At 71.6% G+C, this 16309-nt stretch carries 16 protein-coding genes and 3 pseudogenes; 11 read left to right on the top strand and 8 right to left on the bottom strand.

The features are described 5' to 3' along the window. Positions 1-41 precede the first annotated feature (41 nt). Entirely contained in the window at positions 42-476 is a 435-nt protein-coding gene (locus tag DC008_RS05960) for a GNAT family N-acetyltransferase (protein ID WP_108706034.1), read from the top strand. 121 nt (positions 477-597) lie between these two features. Continuing rightward, on the top strand, positions 598-1191 hold the full coding sequence (locus DC008_RS05955; RefSeq protein ID WP_108710579.1) for a histidine phosphatase family protein: 594 nt from the start codon (positions 598-600) through the stop codon (positions 1189-1191). Here the strand turns inward: DC008_RS05955 and DC008_RS05950 are convergent. The 3 genes and pseudogenes from DC008_RS05950 to DC008_RS05935 form a co-directional block, all read right to left on the bottom strand. Further along, positions 1173-1616 (bottom strand): DUF6314 family protein, encoded by a 444-nt coding sequence (locus tag DC008_RS05950; RefSeq protein WP_108706033.1) that lies wholly within the window; start codon positions 1614-1616, stop codon positions 1173-1175. The genes DC008_RS05955 and DC008_RS05950 overlap by 19 nt on opposite strands. 136 nt (positions 1617-1752) lie before the next feature. Beyond that, complete coding sequence (locus tag DC008_RS05945) at positions 1753-2181, bottom strand: hypothetical protein (RefSeq protein ID WP_108706032.1); 429 nt, start codon at positions 2179-2181, stop codon at positions 1753-1755. A gap of 233 nt (positions 2182-2414) precedes the next feature. Continuing rightward, positions 2415-2789, bottom strand: a pseudogene (locus tag DC008_RS05935) (LysR family transcriptional regulator); the annotation flags it as partial. 72 nt (positions 2790-2861) lie between these two features. Between DC008_RS05935 and DC008_RS35890 the strand changes: the two are divergent. The 7 genes and pseudogenes from DC008_RS35890 to DC008_RS05905 all read left to right on the top strand — a co-directional run. Then, positions 2862-3239: pseudogene (locus tag DC008_RS35890) on the top strand (RidA family protein); the annotation flags it as partial. A gap of 39 nt (positions 3240-3278) precedes the next feature. Next, a pseudogene (locus tag DC008_RS35665) lies at positions 3279-3603 on the top strand (antibiotic biosynthesis monooxygenase family protein); the annotation flags it as partial. A gap of 147 nt (positions 3604-3750) precedes the next feature. Next, complete coding sequence (gene argC / locus DC008_RS05925; RefSeq protein ID WP_108706031.1) at positions 3751-4779, top strand: N-acetyl-gamma-glutamyl-phosphate reductase; 1029 nt, start codon at positions 3751-3753, stop codon at positions 4777-4779. Next, the gene (argJ, locus tag DC008_RS05920) at positions 4776-5951 is read left to right on the top strand and encodes a bifunctional glutamate N-acetyltransferase/amino-acid acetyltransferase ArgJ (protein ID WP_108706030.1); all 1176 of its coding nucleotides are present in this window, start codon (positions 4776-4778) and stop codon (positions 5949-5951) included. Before argC ends, argJ begins: the two co-directional genes overlap by 4 nt. After that, positions 5948-6859: an acetylglutamate kinase gene (gene argB, locus DC008_RS05915; protein WP_108706029.1), complete on the top strand. Its 912-nt coding sequence runs from the start codon at positions 5948-5950 to the stop codon at positions 6857-6859. The genes argJ and argB overlap by 4 nt, the downstream gene beginning before the upstream one ends. Further along, positions 6856-8052, top strand: coding sequence for an acetylornithine transaminase (locus DC008_RS05910; protein WP_108706028.1), 1197 nt, complete (start codon positions 6856-6858; stop codon positions 8050-8052). Before argB ends, DC008_RS05910 begins: the two co-directional genes overlap by 4 nt. Before the next feature lie 7 nt (positions 8053-8059). After that, a complete protein-coding gene (locus tag DC008_RS05905; RefSeq protein WP_108706027.1) occupies positions 8060-8614 on the top strand; it encodes an arginine repressor in 555 nt (184 codons plus the stop codon). A 196-nt stretch (positions 8615-8810) separates the two neighbouring features. Here the strand turns inward: DC008_RS05905 and DC008_RS05900 are convergent, their stop codons facing one another. From DC008_RS05900 to DC008_RS05880, 5 genes are all read right to left on the bottom strand, one after another. Next, positions 8811-9551, bottom strand: coding sequence for an FAD:protein FMN transferase (locus DC008_RS05900; RefSeq protein ID WP_208645814.1), 741 nt, complete (start codon positions 9549-9551; stop codon positions 8811-8813). A gap of 55 nt (positions 9552-9606) precedes the next feature. Beyond that, complete coding sequence (locus DC008_RS05895) at positions 9607-10380, bottom strand: FMN-binding protein (RefSeq protein ID WP_108706026.1); 774 nt, start codon at positions 10378-10380, stop codon at positions 9607-9609. 46 nt (positions 10381-10426) lie between these two features. Then, a complete protein-coding gene (locus DC008_RS05890; RefSeq protein ID WP_164492267.1) occupies positions 10427-11809 on the bottom strand; it encodes a ferredoxin reductase family protein in 1383 nt (460 codons plus the stop codon). A gap of 97 nt (positions 11810-11906) precedes the next feature. Then, the gene (locus DC008_RS05885) at positions 11907-12494 is read right to left on the bottom strand and encodes a pyridoxamine 5'-phosphate oxidase family protein (RefSeq protein WP_108706025.1); all 588 of its coding nucleotides are present in this window, start codon (positions 12492-12494) and stop codon (positions 11907-11909) included. A 118-nt stretch (positions 12495-12612) separates the two neighbouring features. Further along, complete coding sequence (locus tag DC008_RS05880; RefSeq protein ID WP_108706024.1) at positions 12613-13494, bottom strand: hypothetical protein; 882 nt, start codon at positions 13492-13494, stop codon at positions 12613-12615. Positions 13495-13782: 288 nt separating this feature from the next. Here DC008_RS05880 and argH point away from each other — a divergent pair, with 288 nt between their 5' ends. Both argH and DC008_RS05870 read left to right on the top strand, forming a co-directional pair. Beyond that, on the top strand, positions 13783-15213 hold the full coding sequence (gene argH / locus DC008_RS05875; protein WP_108706023.1) for an argininosuccinate lyase: 1431 nt from the start codon (positions 13783-13785) through the stop codon (positions 15211-15213). 78 nt (positions 15214-15291) lie between these two features. Beyond that, positions 15292-16263, top strand: coding sequence for an aldo/keto reductase (locus tag DC008_RS05870; RefSeq protein WP_108706022.1), 972 nt, complete (start codon positions 15292-15294; stop codon positions 16261-16263). Positions 16264-16309 lie beyond the last annotated feature (46 nt).

Raw genomic sequence — 16309 nt, 5'->3', positions numbered from 1 at the left:
AACGCTCGACGGAGCCTCCCGGACCCTGCGAGGGTCGGCCCATGACCGACATCCCGCCCCTCGCCGAGGGCTATGAGATCTCCACCGACGCCGCCCGCCTCGACCGCGAGCGGGTGCACCGCTGGCTGTCCACCGACGCCTACTGGGCGCTCGGACGGGCCCGCGAGAAGCAGGAGGAGGCGATCGCGGGATCGCTGAACTTCGGGGTGTACGACACCGCGTCCGGGGAGCAGGTCGCCTACGCCCGGGTCGTCACCGACCGGGCCACCTTCGCCTGGCTGTGCGACGTCTACGTCGACCCGGCGGTGCGCGGCAAGGGCATCGGGACGGCCCTCGTGGGAGCGGTGCGCGAACACCTGCGCCCGTACGGGGTCCGGCGCATCCTGCTCGCCACGCACGACGCCCACGGGGTGTACGCCAAGCTCGGCTTCGCCGCGCTGGAGACCCCGGAGCACTGGATGGCGCTGTACCTCTAGCCGCCCCTTTCGGGAGGGTCCGCCCGAATGGTCCCGACCAGGCGGTGAGGGTCCGTCCACCCACGGTGACATGGGCACGGTCCCTCTTGACCTGGTCACCTTCCCGTCACACCATCACCGCATGTCGCTTCGGGTCACGTTCGTCGCCGCCGCGCGCAGTTCGTCCCTGCTCGCCGAGCGCTTCCAGGACGACCGGCCGCTGGACCAGGCCGGCTGGGACGAGGTGCAACACGTCGCGCGCGACCTGCTGCCCCTGGCGGCCGCCGACCTGCGCTACTGCTCGCCCACCCCGCGCAGCCGCGCCACCGGCGACGCCCTCGGCTACGCCCCGCTGGTGCAGCTGGCCCTGCGCGACTGCGACATGGGGCGCTGGCGCGGGCTCACGCTGGGCGAGGCGATGGCCCGGGAGCCCGAAGCGGTGGACGCCTGGCTCGCCGACCCGCGCGGCACACCGCACGGCGGCGAATCGCTGATCGCGTTCATCTCCCGCGTCGGCGGCTGGCTCGACACCCGGCCCGTGGAGGACGGCGACCGGATCGTCGCCGTGGCCGAGCCGTCCGTGATCCGGGCCGCGCTGGTGTACGCGCTGAAGGCGCCGCCGTCGACGTACTGGAACATCGATGTCAGACCGCTGTCGGCGACGACGGTCATCGGGCACGCCGGCCGCTGGAATCTGCGCCTGGAGGGGACCTCGGCTCAGACCACGCGCGCGTAGTCCGTGGTGAGGACCAGGTCCTTGGCGGGGCCGCGCACCCGCCACACGGTCCGCCAGTGGTCCTCGTCCCGGACCGTGAAGTCCGCCCGGTAGAGGTCCGCCGAGCAGGGGTGGTCGGCGATGTGACGGCCGGTGCGCAGGTCCAGGTCGTGGAACGGGCGGCCGTCCGCGAACCGCACATCGGCCGTGCCGGGCGCGCCGCCGGGCAGGAAGCGCAGCGTGCGTTCCGCGGGCCGGGGCACCCCGCGCCAGACGAACTCGCCGGACTCGTGGTGGAGCAGTCCGCCGTCCTCCAGCGGGCCGAAAACCGTCGTACCGGTGAACGCGCCCTCGTCACCGCTCGCGAGGTCGCGGACGGAACGGTCCACCCGCCAGCGGCCGGCCAGATAGCTCAGCACCTCCGGCACCGGCCAGAACTCGCCCATCCCGTCCCTCTCTCCCGGCACTCGGGTCCCGCGGGACCCGTTGACGCTCTTCGTTCCCCCTATCTTGGACTGGAATCGCGGCGCCAAGGGCGGTCGAAAGGGCCACGGTGACGGGCGGCGTCGTGGTCGGCCGGGTTCACCAGTCGTCGCCGATGTCGAAGTTGGCGGCGATCGGCATCCCGTTGTCCTCGAACACCACCACGAGGTAGGCGCCGTCGGACGCGGTCAGCCCGGCGTACAGCCGTTCCGCCAGTTCCGAATTCGCGACGTCCATGGACCGCGAGATCACGGTGAGCGACGCGGGCACCTGGTCCAGCACTCCGGAGCCTTCCAGTGGACCTGAGTAGACAGAGGCGCTCAGATCCTCGTTCTCGAACCAGTACGTGTATGCGCCGTCGACTCCGGGTGTGATCGACGCGCCGTCGAACGGTACTCCCAGCAGGCGTGAGACGTCCGCCCACAGGCGGTCGCCGAACTCTCTTGTCCGGAAGCCGTCCGGCCGCGCGGGCCCGACATAGAAGTCGAAGTCCCTCTTGAAACCGTCGTACTGCGCGAAATCTGTCATCAGAACCTCTGCCGAGCGTCGTAGCGCCGGGTCCGCCCCAGGTGTTTTGATCACGAGCGTAGTCAACAGCCGCGAGGCTTGATCGTGGCGAAGGCCCCCGGTGGACTCAGCTACGAGCCGCCGGCCAAGGAACCGTCCCCGCACTCCTGTGGCAAGAGGATCGCCGCGGCCGGAACTCCGCTGCTTCAGCGGGCCATTCAATACAAGGCGGTCGCGCCGCACGTCACTTTCCGCACGCCGGGAAACCGGTGACGGAAGGTGCGCAGCAGTCCGGGCAGGACCGTCAGGGCGAGCGAGGCGGCGAAGCCGATCCGCAGGCGACCGGCCTGACCACTGCCGACGGCCCGCGCTGCGGCCAGGCCGTCAACGAGGTCGGAGAGTGCCCGCCGGGCGGCGGGGAGCAGTTCGCTGCCGGCCGGGGTGAGGGCGATGCGCCCTGGGGCGCGAGTGAACAGCGCGTGGCCGACCTTGTCCTCCAGGCGGCGGATCTGCCGGCTCAGCGGAGGCTGGGCGATACCCAGGCGGGCGGCCGCGTGGCCGAAGTGGAGTTCCTCGGCGAGCACGACGAAAGCGTGCAGTTGGGGGAGGGGGAGTTCGGGACGCTCCACACTCCCAGAGATATCAGACCGTGCGTCGAGCGGTATCAGACGTATCCCCGCTGGTCACTCAGCGTGCGGCGCATGACAGAGCGACGTGCGATCCTCAGCCGCTCGACCTTCGAGGAGCAGATCGGCTATGCCCGTGCCGTGGTCGACGGCGACTGGGTGCATGTGTCCGGGACGACCGGGTTCGACCACACCACCATGACGATCTCCGGCGATGTGGTGGAGCAGGCCGAGCAGTGCCTGCGCAACATCGAGGCCGCACTGGCCGAGGCGGAGCGCACCTTCGCCGACGTGGTGCGCGTGCGCTACCTCCTGCCCGACCGCGAAGACTTCGAGCCCTGCCGGCCGGTCCTGCGCCGCTGTTTCGGCGACGTCCGGCCGGCCGCCACGATGCTCGTGTGCGGTCTCTCCGACCCGCGGATGAAGATCGAGATAGAGGGGTCCGCGCGGCGGCGCGTCCCGCCACACGGTGGTACTACGAGCGATCACTCGGTGGCGCCCGTCGAGGCGTACGAACCTCCGTACTACGTGGCTGTCTTCACCACGGTGCGAACGGAGGATCAGAGCGGCTGCAGCGAGACCGACGCACGTATGGAAGACCTGGTGAAGGACGTGCCCGGGTACCTGGGCATCGACCACGCGCAGACTCCCGGCGGGCTGGGTATCACCGTCGGCCACTTCCGCGACGCCGACGCCCTCACTCGGTGGCGGACCGATGTGGAGCACCGCGCGGCGGAACAGCGCGGGCGGGACGAGTGGTACCAGAGCTACACACTGGCATGTGGCGAAGGTGGAACGGAGCAGCGGGTTCACGCGGGAGTCCGCGAAGGCGGATGTTCCGGAGAGCCCGGCAGTGGACTCACCGACGGAGCCCTCCTCGGCGACCGCGCCGCCGCCCACTCATGAATGGATTGCATAAAACTGCGGCGAAACGTATAGTCATGCCATCAAGGAGGAGGCATCCATGGCGGTACGTGCGGCAGTGGCCGGAGCGAGCGGGTACGCGGGCGGGGAACTGCTGCGTCTGCTCCTGGCGCACCCCGAGGTCGAGATCGGCGCCCTGACCGGCAACAGCAACGCGGGACAGCGCCTCGGGGCGCTCCAGCCGCATCTGCTGCCGCTCGCCGACCGGGTGCTGGCCGAGACCACGCCCGAGACGCTGGCCGGGCACGACGTCGTCTTCCTCGCCCTGCCGCACGGAGAGTCCGCCGCCGTCGCCGAGCAGCTCGGGCCGGACGTGCTGGTGGTCGACATGGGTGCCGACTTCCGGCTGAAGGACGCCGGCGACTGGGAGCGGTTCTACGGCTCCCCGCACGCCGGCACCTGGCCGTACGGGCTGCCGGAGCTGCCGGGCGGCCGCACCGCGCTGGAGGGCTCCCGGCGTATCGCGGTCCCCGGCTGCTACCCGACCGCCGTCTCCCTGGCCCTCTTCCCCGCCTACGAGGCGGGCCTCGCCGAACCGGAGGCGGTGATCGTCGCCGCGTCCGGCACGTCCGGCGCCGGCAAGGCGCCCAAGCCGCATCTGCTGGGCAGCGAGGTCATGGGCTCCATGACGCCGTACGGCGTCGGCGGCGGCCACCGGCACACCCCCGAGATGATCCAGAACCTCAGCGCGGCCGCGGGGGAGCGGGTCTCCGTCTCCTTCACGCCGACCCTCGCGCCGATGCCCCGCGGCATCCTCGCCACGTGCAGCGCCCGTGCCAAGGACGGCGTCGGCGCCGGGGCGGTGCGTGCCGCGTACGAGAAGGCGTTCGCCGACGAGCCGTTCGTCCACCTCCTCCCCGAGGGCCAGTGGCCCGCCACGGCGTCCGTCTACGGCTCGAACGCCGTCCAGGTGCAGGTCGCGTACGACGCCGCCGCGGGCCGCATCGTCGCGATCAGCGCCATCGACAACCTCACCAAGGGCACCGCGGGCGGTGCCGTCCAGAGCATGAACATCGCCCTGGGGCTCGACGAGAGCACCGGGCTTTCCACGATCGGAGTCGCGCCGTGAGTGTGACGGCAGCCAAGGGATTCACGGCGGCGGGCATCGCCGCCGGGATCAAGGAGAACGGCAACCCGGACCTGGCCCTCGTGGTCAACACCGGGCCCCGCCGCGCCGCCGCGGGCGTGTTCACCTCCAACCGCGTCAAGGCCGCGCCCGTGCTGTGGTCCGAGCAGGTCCTCAAGGGCGGCCAGGTGTCGGCCGTCGTCCTCAACTCCGGCGGCGCCAACGCCTGTACGGGACCGAAGGGCTTCCAGGACACCCACGCCACCGCCGAGAAGGCGGCCGAGGTGCTCGGCCGGGGCGCCATCGAGATCGCCGTGTGCTCGACCGGTCTGATCGGCGTGCTGCTGCCCATGGACAAGCTGCTCCCGGGCATCGAGACGGCCGCCGGGCAGCTCTCCGAGCACGGCGGCGAGAAGGCCGCCATCGCCATCAAGACCACCGACACCGTCCACAAGACGTCCGTCGTGACCTGGGGGTCCCCCCGGACGGAGTCTGGGGGAGGCTGGACCGTCGGCGGCATGGCCAAGGGCGCCGGCATGCTCGCCCCCGGCCTCGCCACCATGCTGGTCGTCCTCACCACGGACGCCGACCTCGACGACGCGACGCTGGACAAGGCGCTGCGGGCCGCCACCCGGGTCACCTTCGACCGGGTCGACTCCGACGGCTGCATGTCCACCAACGACACCGTCCTGCTGCTCTCCTCCGGCGCGTCCGGCGTCACCCCGGCCTACGAGGAGTTCGCCGAGGCCGTGCGGCAGGTCTGCGACGACCTCGGGCAGCAGCTCATCAGGGACGCCGAGGGCGCCAGCAAGGACATCAAGATCGAGGTCGTCAACGCCGCGTCCGAGGACGACGCCGTCGAAGTGGGCCGCACCATCGCCCGCAACAACCTCCTCAAGTGCGCCGTCCACGGCGAGGACCCCAACTGGGGCCGGGTGCTGTCCGCGATCGGCACCACCAAGGCCGCCTTCGAGCCGGACCGGCTCAACGTCGCCATCAACGGCGTCTGGGTCTGCAAGAACGGCGGCGTCGGCGAGGACCGGGAGAAGGTCGACATGCGCTACCGCGAGGTGCACATCGTCGCCGACCTCGCGGCCGGCTCCGAGACCGCGACGATCTGGACCAACGACCTCACCGCCGACTACGTCCACGAGAACAGCGCGTACTCGTCATGACGAACCCGACGCGGAAGCACACCGCGCTCCCCAAGGCCCAGATCCTCATCGAGGCGCTGCCCTGGCTGGTCCGCCACAACGGCAGGACCGTCGTCATCAAGTTCGGCGGCAACGCCATGGTCGACGAGGACCTGAAGGCCGCGTTCGCCCAGGACGTGGTGTTCCTGCACCACGCCGGGCTCAAGCCGGTCGTCGTGCACGGCGGCGGACCGCAGATCAGCGCCGCCCTCGACAAGCACGGCATCGTCAGCGAGTTCAAGGCCGGGCTCAGGGTCACCACCGAGGACGCCATGGACGTCGTACGGATGGTGCTCGCCGGGCAGGTCCAGCGCGAGCTGGTCAACCTGCTCAACCAGCACGGTCCGCTCGCCGTCGGGCTCACCGGCGAGGACGCGCACACCATCACCGCAACCAAGCACCAGCCCGAGATCGACGGCGAACCGGTCGACATCGGGCGGGTGGGCGAGATCACCGAGATCGACACGGGCGCGATCGAGGCCCTGCTCGCCGACGGCCGTATCCCGGTCGTCTCCTCCATCGCCCGCAGTCAGGACGACGGGCATGTCTACAACGTCAATGCTGATACGGCGGCTGCGGCACTCGCGGCTGCGCTGGGAGCGGAGACTCTCATGGTCCTCACGGACGTCGAGGGCCTCTACGAGGACTGGCCGCGCAGCGACGAGGTGATCAGCCGCCTCACCGCCGCCCAGCTGGAGAAGCTGCTGCCCGAACTGAGCTCGGGCATGGTGCCGAAGATGGAGGGCTGCCTGCACGCCGTACGCAACGGCGTCACCACCGCCCGCGTCATCGACGGCCGGGTCCAGCACTCGATCCTGCTGGAGATCTTCACCGATGAGGGAATCGGCACGATGGTCGTGCCGGACGCGCCGGAGGGGGACGCGCAGTGACCGCCAACCAGGAGTACGCCCAGCGGTGGCAGGGCTCGCTCATGAACAACTACGGCACCCCGCGGCTCCCCCTGGTCCGCGGCGAGGGCCTCAAGGTCTGGGACGCCGACGGCACGCGGTACCTCGACTTCGTCGGCGGCATCGCCACCAACGCCCTCGGCCACGCCCACCCGGCGATCGTCGAGGCCGTCAGCCGGCAGATCGCCTCCCTCGGCCACATCTCCAACTTCTTCATGGCCGAGCCGACCGTCGCCCTCGCCGAACGGCTGCTCCAGCTCTTCGGCCGGGACGGCAAGGTCTTCTTCTGCAACTCGGGCGCCGAGGCCAACGAGGCCGCGTTCAAGCTGGGCCGGCTCACCGGCCGCACCCATGTCGTCGCCACCGACGGCGGCTTCCACGGCCGCACCATGGGCGCCCTCGCGCTGACCGGCCAGCCCGGCAAGCGCGACCCCTTCCTGCCGCTGCCCGGCGACGTCACCCACGTCCCGTTCGGCGACGCGCAGGCGCTGGCCGCCGCCGTCACCGAGGAGACGGCCCTGGTGATCATCGAACCGATCCAGGGCGAGAACGGCGTCGTGGTCCCGCCCGCCGGATATCTGAAGGCGGCGCGGGCCATCACCGCCGCCACGGGCGCGCTGCTCGTCCTCGACGAGGTGCAGACGGGCATCGGCCGTACCGGGCACTGGTTCGCCTACCAGGCCCACGAAGGCGTCCTCCCGGACGTCGTCACCCTCGCCAAGCAGCTCGGCGGCGGACTGCCGCTCGGCGCCACCGTCGCCTTCGGGCGGGCCGCCGACCTGCTGCAGCCCGGTCACCACGGCACGACCTTCGGCGGCAACCCCGTCGCCTGCGCGGCCGGCCTCGCCGTCCTGGACACCATCGCGGACGACGGGCTGCTGGAGAACGTCAAGCGGCAGAGCGAGAAACTGCGCGACGGCGTCGAGGCCCTCGGGCACCCGCTGATCGACCATGTCCGGGGCGCGGGACTGCTCCTGGGTATCGTGCTCACCGGGCCGCACGCCGCCGGTGTGCAGCAGGCGGCCCAGGACGCCGGTTTCCTGGTGAACGCGCCCGCCCCCGATGTCGTACGGCTGATGCCGCCGCTGAACCTGGGGGACGACGAAGTGGAGGCGCTTCTTCAGGGCCTGCCCGGCATCCTGGACGTGGCCGCAGGGGACGGATCCGGAGAATGAGACGACGATGAGCCAGGCGCAGGACCACGGGCACAACGGGGCGAACGGGGCCGCGGGGCCCGCCGTGCCGCAGACCCGCACCGCACGTCACCGCCGGATCGTGGACATTCTCAACCGGCAGCCCGTGCGGTCGCAGAGTCAGCTGGCGAAGCTGCTCGCCGACGACGGGCTGAGCGTCACCCAGGCGACGCTCTCCCGCGACCTCGACGAGCTGAACGCGGTCAAGATCCGCAACAACGACGGCGACCTCATCTACGCGGTGCCCAGCGAGGGCGGCTTCCGTACGCCGCGCGCCCCGCTGGGGGAGTCCGCGAAGGAGGAGCGGATGCGGCGGCTGTCGCAGGAGCTGCTCATCTCCGCGGAGGCCTCCGCGAACCTCGTGGTCCTGCGCACCCCTCCGGGGGCCGCCCAGTTCCTGGCCTCGGCCATCGACCAGGCCGAACTCCACGACATCCTGGGAACGATCGCGGGCGACGACACACTGTTGCTGATCAGCAGGAACCCCACGGGGGGTCAGGCGCTCGCGGACCACTTGCTGAGGCTGGCGCAGAACGCCCACTGAGGGGGCGGGACAAGGTTTCTGGCCGGGCGCGCCGGCGCAGTTTTGACCCCCTGGCCGGGCGCTCTTCGTCCCCCGGGCGGGGGCGAGCTGGGAGGTCTCCGTCCGCCTGGCGGGGGCGAGCTGGGAGGTCTCCGTCCGCCTGGCCGGGGCGACGAGGTCCGCTGCACGGGGTGCCCGGCGGGATCGCCGTCGTGTCTCAGCCCAGGCGGGCCGCCAGGCCCCCCGTGCAGCGGACCTCGTCGCCCGCGGTGATCAGCAGGGCCTCCACGTCCGGCAGGGACTCCAGCCAGGCCAGGCCCGCCCGCGACCCCATGGCGAAGGCCGCAGTCGCCCAGCAGTCCGCCCAGGTCAGACGGGGCGCGACCACTGTTACGGCCACCAGGTCCGTCACCGCCGAGCGGCCCGTGCTCGGGTCGACGATATGGGCGCCGCGCTCCGCCGTACCGGAGGTGGCCACCGCCAGCTCGTCCAGGCCGGCCGCGGAGATGACCGCGGCGAGACCCCCGGGACGCAGCGGGTCCGCCACACCGACCCGCCACGGACGCCGGCCGTCGGGCACGCCGAGCAACTGCACGTCTCCGCCGCCGTTCACGCTCACACCGGTCACCCCGGGAACCCCGGTGAGGGCGCGTGCGGCCCGCTCGATCGACCAGCCCTTGACGATGCCGGTCGGGTCGACGCGGCCCGCGTAGGACGTGCTGAACCAGCCGTCGCTCAACCGCTGCGCCTCGGCGCCGAGTTCGAGGACCTCGGCCACCTCCGGGTCGCACGCCTCCAGCGTCAGCTCACCGCGCGCCAGCCGGGACACCTGGCTGTCGTCGCGGTACGTGCTGAACACCTCGTCGACCCGGTGCAGTCCGGCGACCGCCTCGTCCAGGGCCGACCGGACGGCGTCGGGTTCCCCGCCGCGGACGTCGAAGGAGACGACCGTCCCCATGACCTCCTCCGCACGACGCACCGCGGCGGGAGCTGGTGTCGGTTCCACCACCGTGTCAGCCACCGGCCTGGTCCAGGGCCGACTGGAGGGACTCCTTGTACCCGGCGCTGGTGTACGTCGCCCCGGACACGGCGTCGATCTCGGCGCTGCCGGCGGCCACGGCGGCCTGGTTGAGCTTCGGCACGGCGTTGGCGGTGATGTTGGTGCTCTGCCCGCCGCTCGGCGCCTTCACGGCCTCCGCCTTGGTGATCTTCCCGCCGCTGACGGTGACCCGGACCTGGACCGGCCCGTACTGGGTCTGCGCGACGGCGCCGGTGACGGTACGGGCCTGTGCCGCGCCCCCGCCCGCATTCTGCCCGCCCGACCCCTGCGAGGCGCCCGCCGCAGCGTTCGCCTTGTCGATCGCCGACTGCAGGGACTGCTTGTACCCGGTGCTGGTGTACGTCGCCCCGGAGACGGCGTCGATGTCGGCGCTCTGCGCCGCGACCGCCGCCTGGTTGAGCTTCGGGACCGCGTTCGCGGTGATCTGGTCGCTCTGGCCGCCCTTGGGAGCCTGGACCGCCTCCGCCTTGGTGATCTTGCCGTTGCTGACGGTCAGCCGGACCTGGACCGCGCCGTACTGGGTGCGCGCCGCGTCACCGGTGACCGTGCCGGACCCCGCGGCCTGGGCGCCGCCCTGCGGCGAGGCCGCGGCCGGGGGCGCCGCTCCGCCGGCCGCCTGGGCGGACGCCGGGTCGGTCGCCGGCTTCAGCGACAGCAGCAGCACGATCCCCGACACGGTGGCCGCACCGGCCAGCACGAAACGCCGGATGGGATGGCTCTTCCTCATGACTTTCCACAGCTCCTGGAGTCTTGACGTCTCGAAGTCCGGTCGCTCACATCTCGAACGACTCGTGGTGGATGCGGCGGGCGGGCACTCCGGCGCCGCGCAGTGCCTCGTACACGGACTGGGCGAACCCGGGCGGGCCGCAGAGGAAGACGTCGTGCTGGTCGATGTCCGGCAGCTTCTGCCGCAGCCGTTCCGCCGAGATGTCCGGACGCTCGCCGTCCGGGCTGTTGACCGCGTACATCAGCCGGGCACCGCGCTCGTCGGCGATGGCCGCGAGCTCGTCCCACAGCGCCAGGTCCTGGGTGCTGTTGGCCCGGTAGAGCAGGGTGATGTCCCCGGAGGCGCCCGGCAGCGTCTCGAACAGGGCGCGCATCGGCGTGATGCCGACGCCGCCGGCCACCAGCAGCACCTTGCCGCGGCTGCGGCGCTGGGCCGTCAGGGCGCCGTACGGGCCCTCCGCCCACACCTTGGTGCCGGGCTTCAGGTCGCGCAGCCGGGACGTGTGGTCGCCGATCGCCTTGACGGTGATCCGCAGCATGTCGGGGCGGGGCGCCGCCGACAGCGAGTACGGGTGGGAACTGAAGCGCATGCCGGGCGCCTTGAACCGCCAGCGGAAGAAATGACCCGCCTCGGCGCCCATCCGGTGCAGCTTGCGCCCGCCGATCAGCACCGACACGATGCCGGGCGTCTCCTCGATGACGGCCTCCACGTACATCCGGTGCCGCAGGTTGAGGCGGATCGGGGTGATGACCCGGTACCAGAGCACCAGCGCGGTGACCGCGCCGTACAGGCCGTACCAGAAGGTCTTCGCGGTGGGCTCGACGGCGAACTCGTTGCCGGTGGTGATCTGGTGCCAGAACGTCAGGAAGACGGCCGCGTACGTCAGCAGGTGCACGTGGTACCAGCCGTCGTAGGGGATACGCCGCCGGATGCCGCCGATCGAGATGAAGGCGATGACGAACAGCAGCCCGGTTCCGATGGCCGCCTTGCCCATGTCGGGCAGGGTGTTGACGGAGTCGATCGTCTGCTGGACGACGTCACCGAGCGTCCGGCCGCCCTGGAGCGCGTAGCCCCACATCGTCAGGAAGACGTGCGCGATGACCAGGCAGACCGTGTACCGGCCGCTCATGGCGTGCCACCGGGCCACCCGGTCCGAACCGACCCGCCGCTCCAGCGCCGGCACCCGCGCCATCTGCAGGACGACCAGCGCCATCAGATACCCGGCGAGCAGACCCGTGATCCGCCCCGCGGCCAGGATCTTCGCGGTGTCGTCCGCCAGGGACGGCGTGTTGTCCCACCACAGCCACAGCACCGCCGCCGCGCCCGCCCATAGGGCGACGACCAGCGGGACGGCCGGGGAGCGGCGCGGACGGATGCGGCGCATCGTCTGGCGGCGGGCGGCACGGCCGCCTGCGAGCGTGGTGGTCACGGTTCCTCCGGGGACGGGAGCAAGGGGTTGACGTGGTCCCTTGGCCCAGAGATACGTGCGGGGAGGCCCGTGTGTTCAGCCCGGGGGCGAGGGTGCCTCAGACGCCGGCCGGAGGCAGTGGCAGCGGTAGGCCGGGGAGGCCGTCCATGCTGGTCGCGATGTGGTCCTTCTTGGCGAAGTACGCGCTCAGCGAGTCGTCGTCCTCCCGGGAGAAGCGGCGTCCGTGCAGGTCGCGGTCCTCGTCGTACGTCATCAGGGGGACGGCGTACCCGCAGGAGTCACGGATGCGTTCGGCGTGGACGACGATGACGGCGCGCAGGCCGTGCTGGGACGGGTCGATGCCGGGGAAGTGGCCGAGGAGTTCCGCGAAGCGCGGGTCGTCGCGGAAGACGGCCTCGCCGCGGCCGTGCACGCGCACGATGTTCGGCGGCCCCTGGAAGGCGCACCACATGAGGGTGATCCGGCCGTTCTCCCGCAGATGCGCGATCGTCTCGGCGTTGGAGCCGGCGAAGTCCAGGTAGGCCAGCGTCAGTTCGTCGAGGATGGCGAAGGAGCCCTTGAGGCCCTCGGGGGAGAGGTTGACCGTGCCGTCGGCCGCGAGGGGCGCGCTGGCGGTGAAGAAGAGCGGCTGCTCCTCGATGAACGTGCGGAGCCTGCCGTCGATGCGTTCATATGTTTTGCCCACGTCGTCGATTATGGGCGCTGATCGTTCGGGTGTCTAAGGAAATCTGACGCGCAGCCCGGATATCACCGTGGCCGCCCCGGCCGGCGTGCCAACGGGGCGGCCACGGCTGCCTGTCACTTCACCTGGTGAGCGTGCAGGCGGCGAACGCCTCCAGCCCGTCGGGCTTGGCTGCCGCGCGGCCGATGGCGGTCTCGATGCGGTTGAGCGCGGCGACGCGCTTGTCTTCCAGCGGGCCGAGGATGGCGTTCTGGACGAAGTTGGGGCCGCCCTGTCCGACGGTGTCGGCGAGGCGCTGGTTGGCCTCGGTGATCTGGGTCTGGAGCTGGGCGAGGTTGCGGTCGACCTCGGCCTGGGCGGAGGCGGGGATCGCGGGGAGTTCGTCGGTGACGTCGGGGCAGGTGATGGTTCCGGCCCCCGTGTTGGCCCCGGCCCCCTCGCCGTTGCCCGCGTTGCCGTTCCCGGTGTCCTGGCCCGCGCCCGCGTTACCGTCCGCCCCGGCCGGCTCGCTCGGCGTCGCCTCTGCCCCGTCGTCGGCTCCCGCTCCGGTTCCGGCCCCGTCGGCGTTCAGCGTGCAGCCGGCCAGCGCCTCCAGCCCGTCGGGCTTGGCTGCCGCGCGGCCGATGGCGGTCTCGATGCGGTTGAGCGCGGCGACGCGCTTGTCTTCCAGCGGGCCGAGGATGGCGTTCTGGACGAAGTTGGGGCCGCCCTGTCCGACGGTGTCTACGAGGCGCTGGTTGGCCTCGGTGATCTGGGTCTGGAGCTGGGCGAGGTTGCGGTCGACCTCGGCCTGGGCGGAGGCCGGGATCGCGGGGAGCTGTCCGGTGACGTCGGGGCAGCTGATGGTGCCAGGACCGGCCAGGGTGCGGGCGGTCTCGGCGCGCTGCCCGGACTCCCCGGCCAGGGCGAGACCGGCGATCACCGTGCCGGACAGCGCCACCGCCGCGGCGCCGCCGACGAACGCGACACGACGCTTGTTGTACTTCGGAAGAGCCCTGGACATACGGATGCCTCACTCGGGTTCGGGGTGTCGTCGAGGACGAACGCGGCGCCTGCGCTCGGCGGGATATACGGGTAAGCGGTTACTGGCGTTCAAAGTTTCAACCAGGGGCCCGGGTTCCGCTCCGACGCGGCATGGAGCCGCCACCCCGATTGACGAATCATGCAGAGCTCTGCATACTCATGCATGGCAATGCGTGGCGTGCCGGTCGGCGCCCACTAACGTGACGACCGCCTCCCGTGCCCGCCGCGGGAGACGACGCCACACCCAGACCTCCGAGGAGCACAGCGAGTGAGCAGCAACAGCGGTGACGTCCGGCTCTGGGGCGGCCGTTTCGCCGACGGTCCCGCCGAGGCCCTGGCCAAGCTGTCCGCCTCCGTCCACTTCGACTGGCGGCTGGCCCCGTACGACATCGCCGGGTCCCGTGCGCACGCGCGCGTGCTCCACACGGCGGGGCTCCTCACCGAGGACGAGCTCACCCGGATGATCGCCGGCCTCGACCAGCTGGAGACGGACGTCGCCGACGGCTCCTTCGTGGGCACCGTCGCCGACGAGGACGTCCACACCGCCCTGGAGCGGGGCCTGCTCGAGCGCCTCGGCCCCGACCTCGGCGGCAAGCTGCGCGCCGGCCGCTCCCGCAACGACCAGGTCGCCACCCTCTTCCGGATGTACCTGCGCGACCACGCCCGCATCATCGGCGGCCTCATCGCCGACCTCCAGGACGCGCTGATCGGGCTCGCCGAGGCCCACCCGGACGTGGCCATGCCCGGCCGCACCCACCTCCAGCACGCCCAGCCCGTGCTCTTCGCCCACCATGTCCTCGCGCACGTCCAGTCGCTGTCCCGGGACGCCGAGCGGCTGCGCCAGTGGGACGAGCGGACGGCCGTGTCGCCGTACGGCTCGGGCGCGCTGGCCGGTTCCTCGCTGGGCCTGGACCCGGAGGCGGTCGCGAAGGACCTCGGCTTCGAGCACGGCTCGGTCGGCAACTCCATCGACGGCACGGCCTCCCGTGACTTCGTCGCCGAGTTCGCCTTCATCACCGCGATGATCGGCGTGAACCTCTCCCGGATCGCCGAGGAGATCATCCTCTGGAACACGAAGGAGTTCTCCTTCGTGACGCTGCACGACGCGTTCTCCACGGGCTCGTCGATCATGCCGCAGAAGAAGAACCCGGACATCGCCGAGCTGGCGCGCGGCAAGTCCGGCCGGCTGATCGGCAACCTCACCGGCCTGATGGCCACCCTCAAGGCGCTGCCGCTCGCGTACAACCGCGACCTCCAGGAGGACAAGGAGCCGGTGTTCGACTCCTGCGACCAGCTGGAGGTCCTGCTCCCCGCGTTCACCGGCATGATGGCCACCCTCACCGTCAACCGCGAGCGCATGGAGGAACTGGCTCCGGCCGGCTTCTCCCTCGCCACCGACATCGCCGAGTGGCTGGTCAAGCAGGGCGTCCCCTTCCGGGTCGCCCACGAGGTCGCCGGCGAGTGCGTCAAGGCGGCCGAGGCCGAGGGCAAGGAGCTCGACGAGCTGACGGACGAGCAGTTCGCGAAGATCTCCGCCCATCTGACGCCGGAGGTGCGGACCGTGCTCAACGTGCCCGGCGCCCTGGCCTCCCGCAACGGCCGGGGCGGCACGGCCCCGAGCGCGGTCGCCGTCCAGCTCGCCGAGGTCAAGGCCGACGTGGCGGCCCAGCACACCTGGGCCACGGCCAAGAAGGGCTGAGGCCCGCCCCGTGCTCGGGGGCGTCGCGGGTTACGTTGGTCGGACAGCGGTACCGAAGCCGACCGAACGGAGCCCGCGATGCCCTTCGCCCGACTGGCAACAGCGACGACCCCGACCTGCCACATCGGACTCGGCCTCGCCGCCGTCGGCCGCCCTGGCTACATCAATCTCGGGCGGGACGAGGACCTCGGGGCCGACCGCAGCGTCGAGGCGCTGCGCACCCGCACCCATGAACTCCTCGACGCCGCCTACGCGCAGGGTGTGCGCTACTTCGACGCCGCCCGCTCGTACGGCCGTTCGGAGGAGTTCCTCGCCGGATGGCTCGCCGCCCGTCCGGACGTCGACGACGTCGTCGTCGGCAGCAAGTGGGGCTACACCTACACCGCCGACTGGACGACCGACGCCGAGAAGCACGAGGTCAAGGACCACAGCCTCGCCACGTACGAGCGCCAGCGCGCCGAGACCGCCGCACTGCTCGGCGACCGGCTGGACCTCTACCAGATCCACTCGGTCACCCCGGACAGTCCCGCGCTCACCGACAAGGAGCTGCACGCGCGGCTCGCGGAGGCCGCAGCCCAGGGCGTGACCATCGGGTTCTCCACCAGCGGCCCGGCCCAGGCGGACGCCGTGCGCGCCGCCCTCGCCGTGACGGTCGACGGCGAACCCCTCTTCCGTACCGTCCAGTCGACGTACAACGTCCTGGAGACCTCGGCGGGCCCCGCTCTCGCCGAGGCGCACGACGCCGGGCTCACGGTGGTCGTCAAGGAGGGTATGGCCAACGGGCGGCTCGCCGGCCCGGAGGCCCCCGAGACGCTGCGGGCCGTGGCCGCCGAGACGGAGCAGGGGTGCGACGCGGTGGCCCTGGCGTTCGTCCTGCGCGAGCCCTGGGCCGGGGTCGTCCTCTCCGGCGCGGCGACCACCGCACAGCTGGCGTCCAACCTGCACGCCGCCGTGGTGGACCTGGACGAGAACCGGGTCGCCCGGCTCGCGGCCCTCGCGGAGGAGCCGGGCGCGTACTGGGAGACACGCGGCCGCCTGCCCTGGCACTGATTTCTTCTTTTCGCCGATCGGCCCGTGATGAGTGCCGCATGCCCCG

It is taken from the genome of Streptomyces nigra (assembly GCF_003074055.1).
GTDB classification, from domain to species: domain Bacteria; phylum Actinomycetota; class Actinomycetes; order Streptomycetales; family Streptomycetaceae; genus Streptomyces; species Streptomyces nigra.
Note: the sequence above shows the minus strand (reverse complement) of the source record. Positions and strands in the feature narration are given on the sequence as shown.

Coding starts and splice junctions, on each gene's coding strand:
- DC008_RS05960 (WP_108706034.1), top strand. CDS start 42: ATGACCGACATCCCGCCCCTCGCCGAGGGCTATGAGATCTCCACCGAC.
- DC008_RS05955 (WP_108710579.1), top strand. CDS start 598: ATGTCGCTTCGGGTCACGTTCGTCGCCGCCGCGCGCAGTTCGTCCCTG.
- DC008_RS05950 (WP_108706033.1), bottom strand. CDS start 1,616: ATGGGCGAGTTCTGGCCGGTGCCGGAGGTGCTGAGCTATCTGGCCGGC.
- DC008_RS05945 (WP_108706032.1), bottom strand. CDS start 2,181: ATGACAGATTTCGCGCAGTACGACGGTTTCAAGAGGGACTTCGACTTC.
- argC (WP_108706031.1), top strand. CDS start 3,751: ATGGCGGTACGTGCGGCAGTGGCCGGAGCGAGCGGGTACGCGGGCGGG.
- argB (WP_108706029.1), top strand. CDS start 5,948: ATGACGAACCCGACGCGGAAGCACACCGCGCTCCCCAAGGCCCAGATC.
- DC008_RS05905 (WP_108706027.1), top strand. CDS start 8,060: ATGAGCCAGGCGCAGGACCACGGGCACAACGGGGCGAACGGGGCCGCG.
- DC008_RS05900 (WP_208645814.1), bottom strand. CDS start 9,551: ATGGGGACGGTCGTCTCCTTCGACGTCCGCGGCGGGGAACCCGACGCC.
- DC008_RS05895 (WP_108706026.1), bottom strand. CDS start 10,380: ATGAGGAAGAGCCATCCCATCCGGCGTTTCGTGCTGGCCGGTGCGGCC.
- DC008_RS05880 (WP_108706024.1), bottom strand. CDS start 13,494: ATGTCCAGGGCTCTTCCGAAGTACAACAAGCGTCGTGTCGCGTTCGTC.
- DC008_RS05870 (WP_108706022.1), top strand. CDS start 15,292: ATGCCCTTCGCCCGACTGGCAACAGCGACGACCCCGACCTGCCACATC.